Annotated in this window: 12 protein-coding genes; 6 read left to right on the top strand and 6 right to left on the bottom strand. The window is 65.0% G+C overall.

The genetic code is table 11. From position 1 onward, the window contains the following. Window positions 1-52: 52 nt before the first annotated feature. Both BMZ79_RS34300 and BMZ79_RS16600 read right to left on the bottom strand, forming a co-directional pair. Window positions 53-220, bottom strand: coding sequence for a hypothetical protein (locus tag BMZ79_RS34300; RefSeq protein ID WP_177222163.1), 168 nt, complete (start codon window positions 218-220; stop codon window positions 53-55). Window positions 221-912: 692 nt separating this feature from the next. Beyond that, window positions 913-2,073: a GGDEF domain-containing protein gene (locus BMZ79_RS16600; protein ID WP_143088973.1), complete on the bottom strand. Its 1,161-nt coding sequence runs from the start codon at window positions 2,071-2,073 to the stop codon at window positions 913-915. Window positions 2,074-2,231: 158 nt separating this feature from the next. Here BMZ79_RS16600 and BMZ79_RS16595 point away from each other — a divergent pair, with 158 nt between their 5' ends. Further along, on the top strand, window positions 2,232-2,648 hold the full coding sequence (locus tag BMZ79_RS16595; protein ID WP_090641791.1) for a VOC family protein: 417 nt from the start codon (window positions 2,232-2,234) through the stop codon (window positions 2,646-2,648). A gap of 140 nt (window positions 2,649-2,788) precedes the next feature. Here the strand turns inward: BMZ79_RS16595 and BMZ79_RS16590 are convergent, their stop codons facing one another. The 3 genes from BMZ79_RS16590 to BMZ79_RS16580 are packed head-to-tail and all read right to left on the bottom strand — an operon-like array spanning window position 2,789 to window position 6,010. After that, on the bottom strand, window positions 2,789-3,847 hold the full coding sequence (locus tag BMZ79_RS16590) for an ABC transporter permease (RefSeq protein ID WP_218154702.1): 1,059 nt from the start codon (window positions 3,845-3,847) through the stop codon (window positions 2,789-2,791). Continuing rightward, a complete protein-coding gene (locus BMZ79_RS16585; RefSeq protein WP_090641790.1) occupies window positions 3,822-4,847 on the bottom strand; it encodes an ABC transporter ATP-binding protein in 1,026 nt (341 codons plus the stop codon). Before BMZ79_RS16585 ends, BMZ79_RS16590 begins: the two co-directional genes overlap by 26 nt. A gap of 2 nt (window positions 4,848-4,849) precedes the next feature. Further along, window positions 4,850-6,010, bottom strand: coding sequence for a COG1470 family protein (locus BMZ79_RS16580; RefSeq protein ID WP_090641788.1), 1,161 nt, complete (start codon window positions 6,008-6,010; stop codon window positions 4,850-4,852). Between the two features lie 190 nt (window positions 6,011-6,200). On the opposite strand from BMZ79_RS16580, the gene BMZ79_RS16575 reads away from it, so the two are divergent. The 4 genes from BMZ79_RS16575 to BMZ79_RS16560 all read left to right on the top strand — a co-directional run bounded on the left by BMZ79_RS16575 (window position 6,201) and on the right by BMZ79_RS16560 (window position 11,933). Beyond that, a complete protein-coding gene (locus BMZ79_RS16575) occupies window positions 6,201-6,797 on the top strand; it encodes an RNA polymerase sigma factor (protein ID WP_090641787.1) in 597 nt (198 codons plus the stop codon). Then, window positions 6,794-7,708 (top strand): anti-sigma factor, encoded by a 915-nt coding sequence (locus BMZ79_RS16570; RefSeq protein ID WP_090641785.1) that lies wholly within the window; start codon window positions 6,794-6,796, stop codon window positions 7,706-7,708. The genes BMZ79_RS16575 and BMZ79_RS16570 overlap by 4 nt, the downstream gene beginning before the upstream one ends. Window positions 7,709-7,761: 53 nt before the next feature. After that, window positions 7,762-8,547: a phospholipase D-like domain-containing protein gene (locus BMZ79_RS16565; RefSeq protein ID WP_090642162.1), complete on the top strand. Its 786-nt coding sequence runs from the start codon at window positions 7,762-7,764 to the stop codon at window positions 8,545-8,547. Between the two features lie 233 nt (window positions 8,548-8,780). Continuing rightward, the gene (locus tag BMZ79_RS16560; protein ID WP_090641784.1) at window positions 8,781-11,933 is read left to right on the top strand and encodes a PAS domain S-box protein; all 3,153 of its coding nucleotides are present in this window, start codon (window positions 8,781-8,783) and stop codon (window positions 11,931-11,933) included. Between the two features lie 489 nt (window positions 11,934-12,422). On the opposite strand, the gene BMZ79_RS16555 is transcribed toward BMZ79_RS16560, so the two are convergent. Next, window positions 12,423-13,109 (bottom strand): TetR/AcrR family transcriptional regulator, encoded by a 687-nt coding sequence (locus tag BMZ79_RS16555; RefSeq protein WP_090641782.1) that lies wholly within the window; start codon window positions 13,107-13,109, stop codon window positions 12,423-12,425. 192 nt (window positions 13,110-13,301) lie between these two features. On the opposite strand from BMZ79_RS16555, the gene BMZ79_RS16550 reads away from it, so the two are divergent. Then, window positions 13,302-14,753, top strand: coding sequence for a DHA2 family efflux MFS transporter permease subunit (locus BMZ79_RS16550; RefSeq protein ID WP_090641781.1), 1,452 nt, complete (start codon window positions 13,302-13,304; stop codon window positions 14,751-14,753). Window positions 14,754-14,780: the final 27 nt, after the last annotated feature.

Below are 14,780 nucleotides of genomic sequence, written 5' to 3'. Positions count from 1 at the left end.
AGGCGGTCTCGCGATGCCGGTTGCCGGCCGCGGGACCGCCTTGTTTCTTTCGTCATGCCCGGCGAAGGCTCGCCTGTTTGCGGATCATCGAGATCTGTCCGGCATGCATGCCGGAATGGTACATGAGCCGGCCGACCGCTTCGAGCGGCGTCGACGCGGGGCCGCCCATGACGAAGTTCGGCATCTGCGCGCGGATCGCTTCGTCATCTTGCGGTATCATGGGCGTTCCTTCCTTTCTCGCAGGAACGGTATGGGAAACAAAACGGATTCGGCGCGACGGCTGCCCGCGGGCGTAAGGCAGACGAGTCGGAATCGGATGACGTTGACGGCCTTCACGCGCCGCGCGAGTTGCCGAAAGGCCGGCTGCCCGCGGACGATTCCGCGCTAAGCGCGATTTCGTGCGGCGCGGAGCCGTCCTCGGCTTAAGCCGTTCGTTCGCGGCGCCGCGGCGATACAGTCTTCCGGGGGCGTCTAGATCCGGCGGGAGGCGCCGCCGTCGCGGAAGCCGGGACCGGCTTGCCCGGAACCGGCCGGTTTGCCGGTCTTCCGGGACGAGGTCCCGGCATCGCCGGATTTGCCTCGGCTGCCGGCAGCCGGCCGGACCGCCGGCTGCGGCAAGGGAGAGAAGCACGGCGAGCACGACGGCTTTGGCTACGGCTTGCTTCATGAGCGTGAAGTCCTCCGGTGATTAATTGATAATGATTTTCATTATCATTATATTCGCAACGGAAGCCGTTATCAATAGCGAAAGCGGAAAAACGCCGGCATGGCCGCCATTCGTTGGCAGCCATCATGCGTGCGGAAGCGGAGACGCCCGCTTCGCTGCGGGAGCGGCTGCGGGCGGAAGCAGGTCGGCTGCGGGCGCTGTACGAACAAGACCCGGAGGGACCGTAACCGGACGGCGAAGCGGGATCAGGACGTAAGCTGCGGTTGCTCGGCGCGGAACGCGCGGTCGCGCCCCGCGCGCTTGGCCGCGTACAGCGCCTGGTCGCAGAGGGCATAGAGCGGCTCCCACCGGGTGTCCCGGTCCGGGAGGACGGTCAGAATGCCGAGGCTGATCGTGAAGGCGGGCTCCGCGCCGGACGCGGACGCCCGGATGCGCTCGGCGGCCGCGCTCGACTCCGCCTCGTCCCGGCCGGGCAGCAGGACGGCGAATTCGTCGCCGCCGTACCGGGCGAACAAGTCGTCCGGGCCGAGCACCGCCCGGATGCGCGCCGACATCGTCAAGAGCACGCGGTCGCCGGCATCGTGGCCGTACGAATCGTTGATCGTTTTGAACCGGTCCACGTCGAACAGCAGCAGCGAGAGCGGCGCGTTCCGCCGCGCGCAGCCGGCGAGGCTTTCCCGTACGCCCTCCAGGAACGCGCGGCGGTTCAGCGCGCCCGTCAAATCGTCGTGCCGCGCCAGGCGGAGCAGCTCGCGATGCGCCCGTTCCCGCAGCAGCAAAATAAAGCCGGTATTGCCGGCGATCGTGATCAGGTACAGCGCGAGGAACGACGGCGTTTGGAACGGTCCGGGCGCGAAGAAGCCCATCGGCGCGCCGACGGCCAGCGCGGCCGCCGCCCGGCCGAGCAGCGACAGGACGGTCAGCAGATAGAAGGCGCCCATCGCGCGCGGCAGGACCGACTTGCCGCCTGCGCGCACGAGGCGGACCGCCGGTCCGGCGACGAGGAGGGCCGTTCCGACGGACGCGAACGCAATCCGTAGGGACTCCCGGTTATCGAGCAGCAGAATCGCGTGGAACCCCGCCAGATTGACGGCCGTCATGATCGCGTACCGCCGTTTCTCCGGCTGGCCGAAGGCGCCCCGCAGCTGCAGGACCGCGGCCATCTCGAGCGCGTAGCCGACGAACAGCAGCGAGTTCGCGAGCGAGACCGAGACGAGGTCCGGCATGCCGCCGCGCGCGACGAGGAAGAACCACGAGCCCGCCTGCGCGAGCTTCGCGAGCATGAAGACGCGAATCGTCCTCTCCTGCCCGTGCCGGCGCCAATAGCCGGCGATCAGTCCCGCCGTGAACAGATGGCCGAGGACGAGCGACAAAAAAATCGTGTTCCGATCCAGTACGAAGTTCATGATAGACCGCCATTCTGCCTGAAAAGCAAGCGTTACCGGAATTATACCAAAGGTTCGTCCGGCTGGCATCGACAAAATCGACGATCAACCGACATCGGCGGATGCCGCGTTTGACTTGGCCGAATGAATCCACTATCCTGACGAAGAGGTGATCGAGAATGAGTATTCAATCCGATAAAATTTTCATCAATTTGCCGGTCAAGGATTTGAAAAAATCCGTGACGTTCTTCAACGAGGTCGGCTTCGGCTTCAATTCGCAGTTTTCCGACGAGAACGCGGCCTGCATGGTCGTGAGCGGGCATATTTTCGTCATGCTGCTGTCCGAGCCGTACTTCAAAAACTTCACGCAGAAGAAAGTGGCCGACGCGAGCAAGAGCACGGAAGTGATTCTGGCCATCTCCGCCGACAGCCGCGAAAAAGTGGACGAGATCGTCTACAAGGCGCTGTCCTCCGGCGGCAAAATCTCGAACGATCCGCAGGACCACGGCTTCATGTACGCCTGGAGCTTCCAGGACGTCGACGGCCATCTGTGGGAAGTCATCTATATGGACGAGAGCGCCGTCAACCAGGGCTAAGCTCGCTCCTTCGCGCAAAAAGAAGCCATTGCTTTCCGGCGGCAGCCGGTCGGCAATGGCTTCTTTTTGGTATAGGAAGCGAAGCATTGAAATTATAGAAAGCATAGAATCACGGGAAAATGGCCCGCGGGAACCGCGTCTCAAGCGCGGGAGCGGACTTCCTGCCGCATGAACAGCGCGTAGGACAGCCCGAAGCAGATCATGGTCGCGGCGAGCAGGCCGACGAGCTGCGGCCAGCAGAGCAGCAGGCTTTGGCCGAGCGGCAGCGGGCTGGCGATCGCGCCCACCACTTGCTCGGTCGTCAGCGGGCCAAGCGAGCGGATGCCCGGCGTCAGCAGCGTGCCGGTCGTCTCCGAGAACAGGTATGACGGCGATAGACGGTTCAGCAGCAGCATGTTGTTCGCGTGGCGGAGCAGGATCCCGAGCGCCGAGGTCTCCGGCGGGGCCGTCGCCTTGTCGACGATGCCCGCGATCATGCCGTAGAACACCGTGAAGAAGATCCACAGCGCGATCCCCGACAGCGCGGACGTCGCCGCTTGGCGGAACCGGATCGACAGCAGCATGGACAGGTTCAGCCAGAAGCCGACGTAAATGACGCCGACGACGAGGAACAGCACGACGCGGATCGCTTCCTCGGGCGTCGGCGGGTAGCCGATGGCGAACAGGCCGAGGCCCATGACGAGAAAGCCGAGCGCGAACAGGACGATCGCGATGAGCAGGAGCGACGCGGTGAACTTGGCCCGGATGAAGTCGTCGCGGTAGATCGGTTGGGACAGCAGGCGGCCGAGCGTGCCCTTGCCCCGCTCCGAGTTGATGGCGTCGAAGCCGAGCGCGATGCCCATGAGCGGCCCGAGGAACGAGACGAACGTCGAGAAGGCCGGGAGCGTCCCGTCGGAGGCCGTGAACATTTGCAGAAACAAGAACGACGTGTCGGCGTCCTGCGACCGGGCGCCGTCCTTGAGCGCCGTGACCGCCGCGTAGATCGAGCCGATGCACGCGAGCGCGATGATGCCGATCAGGATGCCGAAGCGCCAGCTGCGCATATGGTCGCCGAATTCCTTCTGGACGATGACCCAAAACGGGGAGGCCGTGCCGCGCGCGGCCGGGTCGAGCCCGGTCTCGCCGGGCCGGCGCGCGAATTCCCGAAGCCGGGCCAACTTCCGCCGGATGGCGTTAGGATTTGCCGATGTTTCGGTCAACCGGACCGCCTCCTTCGAAATACCGGTGATAAATATCGTCGAGGCCGTACTGCTTCCGCTGGACCGCTTGCAGGTCCGCGCCGCTCTCGATGACGGCGCGGGCCGCGGCCGTCGCGAGGTCGCGGTCGCAGCGCAGCGAGACGCGGATCGCGCCGCCCGCCGCCTCGAGCGGCTCGCTCGCGATGGTCCGCACGCCGTCGAGGCCGGCGAGCCGTTCGCCGAGCTCCGCGGTCCAGCCGGCGACGTCGAGCTCGACCGTCACGGCGCGGTCGTCGTCGAGCTGCTCCGCGAGCGACGCGACGTCCCCGGAGGCGATCAGCTCGCCGCGGACGAACAGCCCGACCCGGTCGCAAATTTGCTGGACTTGGTGCAGCTGGTGCGAGGACAGCAGCACCGTCAGCCCTTCCTTGCGGCTGAGGTCCCGGATGAGCCGGAGCAGCTCCCGGACGCCCTCCGGGTCGATGCCCAGCGTGGGTTCGTCGAGGATGATGACCTCGGGCCGCTTGATGAGCACGTCCGCGACGCCGAGCCGCTGCCGCATGCCGCGGGAGAACGCGCCGACCTTCTTGTTCAGGGCGTCGGACAATCCGACCCGCTCCAGCAGCTCGAGCGCCCGGGAGCGGGCCGCGCCGGCCGGAATCCGGTTCAGCCGGGCGGTGAAGACGAGGTTGTCGAGCGCCGTGCGGTCCTCGTAGAAGCCGACGTCGTCCGGCATATAGCCGACGCGGCGCTTCACCTGCAGCGGCTGCCGGGCCGGGTCGAGCCCGCATACCCGGACGCGCCCGCTCGTCGGCTCGGTCAAGCCGAGCATCATGAGGATCGTCGTCGTTTTGCCGGCGCCGTTCGGGCCGAGCAGGCCGAAGATTTCGCCCTTGGCGATGGTCAGGTTGAGGCCGTTCACGGCGGTTTGGCCGTCGTACCGCTTGGTCAGCCGGACGAGCTCGACGATCGGGCGTCCGCCGTCCGTCGATGCCGGCGTTAGGGGCCGTGCCTGCGTCATGGTTACCGCCTCCCGTATTTGCGGAACAAGTAGTAAATGCCGGCCGCGACGGCGAGAATGATCAGAATGCCGATCCAGCCCCACAGCACCGAGGATTTGACGGCGACGCGGATTTGGGCGTCGGCGCTTTTCTCCGGCGCGGCCGCCGTAACGTCGACGACATAGTCGCCGGCGAGCGCCTTCTTATCCGCTTTGATCGTCGCCTGGACGTGAGCCGTTCCGCCGGCCGCGATGCTGTCGACGGTCGCCGGCTCGAACGCGACTTCCCAGCCGGACGGGGTCTGGGCCGACAGGGAGACGCCCTTCAAATCCGACGAGCCCGCGTTCGTCACGACCATGTCCAGCTTGCGCTCCGAGCCCGCCGTGACGTCCGTGCTGAGCACGTCGTTCGCGGTGCTCAGCTTCAGGTCGTAGGTGCCGGTGACGGCGGCTTCGACGGTCGTGGTCGCGGAGGTGCCGTTGTTGCCGGCCTGAATCGGGATTTTGTAGGAGCCGGCCTTGACCGTTTCCGGCGGCTTGACGCTGATGCTGATCGATTTCTCGCCGTTCGGATCGACCTCGACGGACGTGACGTTGTTGCTGCCGTCGGCGAAGGTCACGTCCCAGCCCGGCTCCGCCTGCGCCGCAAGCGCGTAGGTTTGCTTCTCGGCGGTGCGATTGCGCAGCGTCGCGCTGAACGTGAACGTCGAATCGGCATGGCCCTGCATGTTGGCCTGGTCCGTCGTCAGCTCCGTGCGGAACGTCCCTTGCTCCGACACCTGCACGTCGAGCGGCAGCGTGACGCCGCCGGCATTCACCTCGAAGCCGTACGCGCCCTTGTTCACGTCGAGCGGCACGTCGAGCTGGAGGTTGACGGTCTGGGTCTCGCCGGCCTTGACGGCGAGGCGGCTGACCGTCCGGCCGCCGGCCGTCAGCTCGTAATTCCACTTGTTTCCTTTGTCGTCGAAGCCGAGGGAGACGGAAGCCGTGGACCCGCCGCGGTTGATGACGTCGATCGCATAGGAGATCGAGTCGCCCGGCGGCGCGGACAGCTCGAGATACGGCGTGAACAGCTCGACCGAGCCGGCGGCGGCGGCGGACCCGGCGCCGGCCGAGACGAGCCCCCAGGCGAGACAGAGTGCGAGCAGTGCGTGAATGCTGAGTTTGCGGCATGCGCGAAGCATGCGATCCCCTCCTCGAACGGAATTGATGGCTGCCCGGAGCAGCTTTTTCGTCATCGGTACGAACGGGAAGCCCGTTTGGATTTACCCGGCCGCAAAAATTTTTTTGTTTCCGAACGGCGCGATTTCTGCTACAACGAAATAAAGACAGGGGCGGGACGGATGCAGCGATCATTCCGAGGAGGTGGCAGCCGTGAGTCAGTCTGGCGAAGACATGGAGGTCGTGCTTCGCGCCATGTGCGAAGGTTCCGTGGAGGCGTTCGACCGGTTCTACGCCGCGTTCGCGCCGCTGATCATGGGCATCGCGCTGCGCATGCTGGGCGACCGGATGGAAGCGGAGGATGCCTGCCACGACGTCTTTCTGGAAGCGCTTCGGCGGGGAGACCGCTACGATCCGGGGCGCGGCTCCGTCGAAGCGTGGGTGGCCGTGATGACCCGGAGCCGCTGCCTGGACCGTCTGCGGCGCGCCAAGAAGCTCGTCCGGCAGGAAGCCTGGGACGAGACGGCCATACCGGACGCGGCGTCCGCCGCGGAAGAGAAGGTGTTGTCGCGGATTCAGCGGGAAGCGGTCCGGGACGCGCTCGGCACGCTGCCGGCGGGGCAGCTGCAGGCCGTGGTCGGCAGCTATTACGGCGCGAAATCGCACCGGGAGATGGCTTCCGCGTGGAACGTGCCGCTCGGCACCGTGAAGTCGTGGGTGCGCTACGGCTTGCACAACATGCGCAAGCAGCTGGAGAAGCGGGGCTGGGCGGGCGAGAAGGACGACGGCACGGGGGAGGTGCGCAAATGAGCGCTGCGCCGCGGTATTCGGAGGACGCCTGCAGCAGGCGGTACCGGGAAGAGGATTGGATCGATTGGCTGCTCGGCGGCAAGCAGGACGCCGAGCGGGAGGCGATGGCGGCGCATCTCGCGGGATGCGCCCGCTGCCGGGAAGCGCGCGCGGCATGGGCGCCGCTGCTTGCGGGCGCGGCGCCCGAGCCGGGCGCGCCCGGGGTGGCCGGCGAAGCCAATGGCGGCCCCGAGGAGCCGGGACGGGCGCGGGCGAGCCGCGACGCCGTGGACGCGAGCGCGCCTCGCGCGGCTGAAGCCGCTTCGGGCGGCGGGCGCGCGCGGGCGGCGGGCGCGCCCGGACCGGCGCTGCCGTCCGAGACGCTGCGCCGCCGGCTGCGGCTGTACGTCCGGCTGCGCGCGTCCGCGCTGCGCGTCCGCCGCGCGTTGCGGCCGCACCGCCGGACGGCCGCCGCCGTCGCGGCGATCGCCGTGCTGCTGCTGTGCGCGACGGGGCTGTACCGGCACGGACCGAGCCCGGCGGAGCAGCGCAAGGTCGACGCGGCCGTGCTGGAGCCGGCGGCGGCTTCGTTCCTCGACGACCCGCAGACGGCGGGCTTCGAGGTACGGCCGGAGCTCGAGCAGCTGGGCGAGGGGTACATTTGGTTCAACGATGCGTCCGGCGAAGTCTACGTGATGCTCGAAGGGCTCCTGCCGAGCGACGGGCACGACGTGCAGGTCTGGGCCGTGAACGGGGAGGGGCGCGTCAACTTGGGATTGCTGCATCATGACCGCCCGAGCCGCGCGCATTTGTTCGTCAAAGAGGCGCTGCTGATGAAGGCGCACCATATCGCGCTCACCGTCGAGCCGGCGGGCGGCAGCCGCATGCCGACGGAGCCCGACGTGTTCGTGTTCCGCCTGCAGCGAGGTTGATCCCCGGGCGTTTCGTGGTAAACTAAGGGAAACCCGCAAGCAGGAGGAGCGCCATGAAACGCATCGCAATCGTACTGACGGCGCTGTTGACCGTGTTCGCCGCGGGCTGTTCGCTGTCCGCTTCGCCTTCGGCGACGGCCCCGGCCGGGCAAGACGGAATCCAAGCGGAATGGGCGTTCACGCAAGCCGGCCAGCAGCCGGAGAAGCTCTTGATCGGCGTCGTCGACGGCGCCGAGCGGACGCTCGATATCGCCATTTACAGCTTGACGAAGCCGGATATCGTCGACGCGATCAAGCGCGCGAAGAACCGCGGCGTCGCGGTGCGCCTGATCACCGACCGCATCCAGGCCCAGGGCAAAAGCCAGAAGGAGGCGCTCAAGCTGCTCGGCAGCGCGGGCGTTCCGATGAAGCTGAACACGCACGGCGGGCTCATGCATCTCAAAATGACGATCGCGGACGGCAAAACCGCGACGACCGGCTCGTTCAACTATTCGAAGGCCGCCAGCACGGATAACGACGAGGTGCTGATGGTGCTGCGCGACGAAGGGGTCGCGGAGTCGTTCGCGCGGCAATTCGAGTCGATGTGGACGGATACGTCGGCGTTCGCGCCGATCGCCCCGAGCATCGCGAGCGGCACCGCCGGCTCGCCGCCGGACGAATCCGTCGAGTCTCCGACGGAAGCGCCCGCCGACGCGGAAGCGCCGAATGAGAGCGGCGCGGCCGTCTTCCGCAGCTGCGCGGAAGCGAAAGCCGCGGGCAAGGCGCCGCTCCGCCGGGGCGACCCCGGCTACAGCGCCAAAATGGACGGGGACGGCGACGGCGTCGCCTGCGAGAAGTGACGGTCGGCGCCATCCGGCGTCGTATGACCCGTTTTCCCTTATTAGTCCGGCAGCCGGCCGGTACCGGCACGCGCTGCGCACCGAAACCCGCTTAGGCGGGTTTTTTGTTGCTTTTTCGGACAAAAAACGACAAGAAAACGGCGCGAGCGAGAGGAATTACCGGATTTTTGTCGAATTTATCAGTTTCGCCGCTTAGCAGTAAGGGGCAGCCATCCGCAAGGGAGTGACGCCGCATGAACGCCATGCCCCTCTTCGAACGAAAACCGACGCTGAACGACAAGCTGCGCTCGCTCGGCCTCGTCTTCGTCCTGATCGTCGGCTGCGCGTGCACGCTCATTTTTTCGTACATCGAGTTCGTGAACCAGCGCCAAAACATTCACCATCAATTGCAGCAAACGCTGCTGCTCCAGCAGCAGTTCATCGATAAATGGCTCGGCGACCGGCTGTCGGACATCCGCGTCGTCGCGAACTATCCCGCCTTGAAGGACGGGGATGCCGCGAACGCGAACGAGCTGATCGCGCTCATGCAGCGCAATCACGCCGAATTCCGGTCGCTCAGCTTGGTCGGGCCGGACGGCTCGACGCCGGAAGGGCTGAACGTCGGGGACCGCGATTACTTCGCGGCAGCCAAGCAAGGGACGGAAACCGTCTCGGACGTGCTGCGCTCGCTCAAGGACGGGACGCGCATCATCGTTTTCGCGGTGCCGGTCCAAGGCGACGACGGGACCTTCAAAGGCGTGGCCATGGGCGCGGTCGAGCTGACGACCGTCGAGCAGCTGCTGGACCGGTTCACGTACGGGAAGCAGGGCCAGACCTATCTCGTCGATCGCGACGGCACGCTCATCACGGGCGAAGGCAGCGGCTCGGACAAGCCGGTGCGTATCGGCGAAGGGCTGCTGGCCGATGCCAAGGCGGGCATCGGGACGGTTCGTTCGTACGACAATTATTGCGGCATCCCGGTGTACGGCGATTACCGGTGGACGAAGGACGGCAGCTGGCTGATCGTCGGGGAAGCCGCCAAGAAAGACGTGTACGCTTCGCTGTATACGGAGCTCAAATACGCCTCCCTGTTCCTGCTGCTCGCCATGCTGGCCGCGGTGCTCGTCATGCTGCGCACGTCCAAAAAAATCGCCATGCCGGTGAACCACCTGCTCCGCGGCGTGCGCCATATCCGCGAAGGCGGGTACCATTACCGGATCGAGCCGGGCGCGCTGGAAGCCTCGACGGTCGAGTTCCGGCAGCTCGGCCTGACGTTCAACGCCATGGCCGACACCGTCCTCGAGCATACGGAGGCGCTCCGCGGCGAGCGCAATTTCGCCGCCTCCATCGTCGACACGGCGGCGTCGCTGATCGTCGTTCTGGACGATCGCGGCCATATTTTGCGGTTCAACCGCAGCTGCGAGCTGGCGACGGGCTATGCGTTCGACGAACTGAGGGGCGCCTCCATCTACGACAAGCTCATTCCGGACGAAGAACGGGCGGACGTGGAAGCGCGGCTGCGAGGACTGCTGGCCGACGGCGGCAGCACGGCGAACGAGAACCATTGGCGCTCGCGCGACGGGAAGCGGCGGCTCATCGCTTGGTCGAACACGATGCTGCAGGAGCCCGGCGGCGCGCGCCTTATCATCGGCATCGGCATCGACATCACGGAACAGCGGAAGGTCGAGCAGGAGCTGAAAGCGAGCGAAGAGCGGTTCCGGCTGATCGTCGGCTCCATGGACGAAGTCGTGACGACGTACGACGCCGAGCTCAAGCAGACGGGGATCCACGGGCGCACCGTCGTCCATGACGGCGGGCTGTTCCGGAACCGGTACGAAGGCCGCACGATCCGCGAGGTGCTGGATCCCTTCAACGCCGGCCTGCACGAGGACGCGCAGCGGCTCGCGCTCGAAGAAAAGGCGTCCGTCGTCGAATGGACCGTTCCGGGATCGGGACAGGCGGACGGGGCGGACCGGCATTTTCAGACGTCGTACTCGACCCTGCGCGGCAACGGCGGGGAACCGAGCGGCGTCGTGTCGGTCACGCGCGACATTACGCCGCTGAAGGAAGCCGAGGCCGCGTACAGAGAGTCGCAGGCGCGCATCCGCAGCGTGCTCGAAAGCATCACGGACGCGTTCATGGCGTTCGACAACGACGGAACGCTCGCGTACGTGAACGGCGAGGCGGAGCGCATGCTGGGACAAGACCGTTCGGCGGTGCTGGGGCGGCCGCTCCGGGAGGCGTTTCCGGAAGCGGCGGAAGCCGCGCTCGCGGACGGCTTCCGCAAGGCGGCGGACGAGCGGACGCCGGTCTCGGCGGAAGCCTTTCTCCCGCGGTTGAACGCCTGGTACGAGATGCGGATTTATCCGTCGCGGGAGGGGCTGTCCGTTTACTTCCAGGACGTGTCTTCGCGCAAGGAACTGGAGCAGGCCGCGCGGGAAAGCCGTCTGCGGCTCGTCACCATCATCGAGACGGTGCCTTCCGGCATCATCGTCGTGGAGGAAGACGGGATGATTTCGATGGCGAACCGGATGGCGGAAGATATTTTCGGCTTGTCGAAGACGTCGATCGAAGGACGGGCTTTCCGGGATCCGGCTTGGAATATCTACGGCTTGGACGGCGAGCGGCTCGCGCCCGAGGCGTATCCGGTGTCGCTCGTCATGCGCACGGGACGGCCGGTGTCCAACTACGAATACGTCTTCGAGCGGCCGGACGGCGAGCGCGTCATGCTGTCCTGCAACTGTTCGCCGGTGCTCGACGGGTTCGGGCGCCTGCGGAGCGTGCTCGTCTCGCTGTCCGACATAACGGGCCGGATCGCGATTCAGACGAAGCTGCAGGAAGCGAACGACGAGCTTCGCAAGCTGTCGTCGCTCGACGGCTTGACCGGCGTGTTCAACCGGCGGTATTTCAACGAGCAGCTGCGCGCGGAATGGAACCGGCACGCGCTGAGGAAGGAGCCGCTGTCGCTCATTTTGCTCGACATCGATTATTTCAAGGCGTACAACGACACGTACGGCCATCTCGGCGGCGACATGTGCCTGCGGACGGTCGCGTCGCTGCTTCGCGCGGCGCTGAAGCAGCCGGACCGGTTCGTCGCCCGTTACGGCGGCGAAGAGTTCGCGGTCGTGCTCCCCGGCACGGACGGACCGGAAGCCGCGGCGCTCGCGGAGACGCTCCGGGCGCAGGTGGAGGGCAAGGAAATCGCGCACGCGAACTCGAAGGTCAGCCGCTTCGTGACGATCAGCCTCGGCGTGGCGACGGTCGTGCCGGCGTTCGGCAGCGAGGAGGAAGCGCTCGTGTCCGACGCGGACAAATGCCTGTACGAAGCGAAGCGCGCGCGCAACCGCGTGTCGTCGCGGAGCGGGATGCCGGAAGCGTCGGCGGTCCGGCACGGGAAGTCCGGGTAACCGGGCTTGCGGCGCCGGGCTTGAAAGCGGAGTAAAGCATGGTTTTCGCGCATAAGGCCGTCCCGGAGCCGAGGGCTTGGGACGGCTTTTTTGCGCGACGTTTTAGGCGTGCTTGCAGCCGCGAATCATCGTAAGCGGGTGACGGGACAACCTTCTTGAGCTGAAATCGGCTCGAATTATCATAAGAAGGCGACATAGTAACCCTCATGAGCGGAAAGCAGCCATTTTTGCGATAAGAAGGTAAAGAGATCACCTACATGAGCAGAAAAGCAGCCCGGTTAGGCACAAGAAGGCGATGAGGTAACCCGCATGACCTGAAAAGCAGGCCGAGCAAGCCCAAGAAGGCAACGGGATCGCCTAAAGGGTAGCTACCCGGGACCGGAGTCCGGCCGACGAATGTAAAAAAGCCTCCAATTCCGCCGAAGAATTGGAGGCTTTTTGTCGCGTTCGCCGCTTGGTCGATCATCGCCGCCGACGGCGATAAGGCAGCTAATACACGCCGTACGTCACTTTGCGCACCAGCTGCTCGAACCGCTCCGCCATGCCGGAGTCGTCTACCTGCTCGTAGACGTCCGGCTTGAACAGCTGCCGTTTCTTGATCGCGTAATAATCGGCCACGGCGCCCCGGAGCGTCAGATTATGCCGCATCAGGTAGTGGGGATCCAGCAAATGCCGGAACATGAGCTCATCCTGCACGATAAGCAGCGTCGCGTTGGCCTCGTGGAAAAAGCCTTCCGCCATGCCGCGTTCGCAGAACTGCCGAAGCCGGTCGTTCCGTTCGCTCACGGCGACGTCGATGGCGGCCATCAGCTGGGGGTAAACCTCGCGAAGATCGCCGAAGAACGCCTCCGTGCCGTAGTTCGCGATCAGCAGCGTCTGGGCGAACGAAGACTTGAAGCCTTTGACATAGGCGTCCAGACTGCCGGACTCGAACTGGTTCTCGGAACCGACGATGTACCGGATGAACAGCTGGGACAGGTGATCTATGATTTCATCGCGGGACGGAAAATATTTGTACAACGTAGCTTTGGACAGGTCCATCGTCTTGGCGATGTCGTCCATGCGAAGGCTCTGGAAGCCGTTCGACTTCACGGGATGGAGTAGCTTGGCCACGTACTTGTTCTTGATCGTCTCGTCCGTATACCGGCAGCTTTGCGTGTCGTTGGTCGTTTCCATTAAGCGCTCACACTCACTTTCCTTACGTGTAAGTATACACAATCCGGCATACGAAATAAACTATCTAGCCTAACTAAACTAAAATCGATAAAATGAGTTTACTTTATCTAGGCGTTGGTGTATGATCGGTCTACAAAATGGCGTAGCGCTTATAAAGCCATTACCATGTAGCGAGGGAGAGAACCATACGTTATGAGCAATCCGTCCGCAGCGAACGTCCGCTTCTGGCCTATTATGATCGCCATCTTCTTCGGCGCGTTCCTCAGCATTCTGGGCATCAGCACGATCAACGTCGCGCTGACCATCTTCATGAGCGATTTCCATGCGAGCCTGAGCACCGTCCAATGGACGCTGACCGGCTTCATGCTGTCGCTCGGCACGATCGCCCCGCTCACGGGCTATCTCGGCGACAAGTTCGGCTTCAAAAACGTCTATTTGTACGCGATGGTCGGCTTCGTCGCGTTCTCGCTGCTGTGCGGGTTCGCGTGGAACATCGAATCGCTGATCGTGTTCCGCATCCTGCAGGGCATCTTCACGGGACTGATCCTGCCGGCGACGATGACGATCATCTTCCAAGTCATCCCGCGCGACCGGCAGCCGTTCGCGGTCAGCATCTGGGGCCTGTCGGCCATGCTCGCGCCCGCGTTCGGCCCGACGATCAGCGGCTGGCTCATCGAACAGTTCAGCTGGCATTGGCTGTTCTTCATCAACGTGCCGATCGGCATCCTGGCCATCGCGTTCATCGCCGTCATGATCCCGAGCTACCGGATCGGCTCGCCGTCGAAGCTCGACAAGCTCGGCCTCTTCACCGTCGTGATCAGCAGCGCTTCCCTGCTCGTCGCCCTCAGCGAAGGCCGCGCATGGGGCTGGGGCTCCGGCAAGACGATCGGCTTGTTCGCGGTCGGCGTCGTCTTCCTGATCGCCTTCATCGCGCTGGAGCTGCGGTCGAAGAACCCGCTGCTCAATCTGCGGGTGTTCGGCAACTACCGCTTCTCGATCACGCTCGTGGCGAATACGATCATCACGATCAGCCTGTACTCCGGCACGCTGCTCGTGCCGCTCTTCCTGCAGAACGTGCAGCAGACGACGGCGATGGACACCGGGCTGATCCTGCTGCCGTCCTCGCTGATCATGGCGCTCGCGATGCCGATCGCCGGCAAAATCTATCCGCGCGTCGGCGCGAAATGGATGACGTTCGCGGGCCTCGTGCTCATCATCTTCGGCAGCTACGAGATGACGCAGCTCCATGCCGGCAGCTCGCATATCTATATTATTCTGTGGATGGCCGTCCGCAATCTCGGCGTGTCGTTCGCGGCCGCCGCGACGAGCACGGCCGGCATGGAAGAGATCGGGCCGTCGATGGTCGGCCACGCGTCTTCCGTCACGAACTGGGTGCGGAACGTCGGCGGCTCGTTTGCGATCGCGCTCTTCACCTCGCTGCTCGCGTCCCATACGCTGACGCACGCGGCCGAGTTGACGCAGAGCGGCGAAGGGAACGCGCAGTCGATCCCGCTGCTATCCTTCACGATGAGCGTCAACGACGTCTTCCTGATCGCGACCTTCATCGCGGTGGCGGCGATTCCGTTCACGCTGATGATCCGCAAGAAGCTGCTGGCCGCGAAAACCGAGTCCGTGGCCGCCTAAACCGGCTTGTCCGCCAAAGGGCGCCTC

Origin of the sequence: Paenibacillus sp. UNC496MF (assembly GCF_900113915.1) — a bacterium.
Taxonomy (GTDB): Bacteria; Bacillota; Bacilli; order Paenibacillales; family Paenibacillaceae; genus Paenibacillus_Z; species Paenibacillus_Z artemisiicola.
The sequence above is the reverse complement of the archived record's forward strand: the minus strand, read 5'-3'. Positions and strand labels throughout refer to the sequence as shown.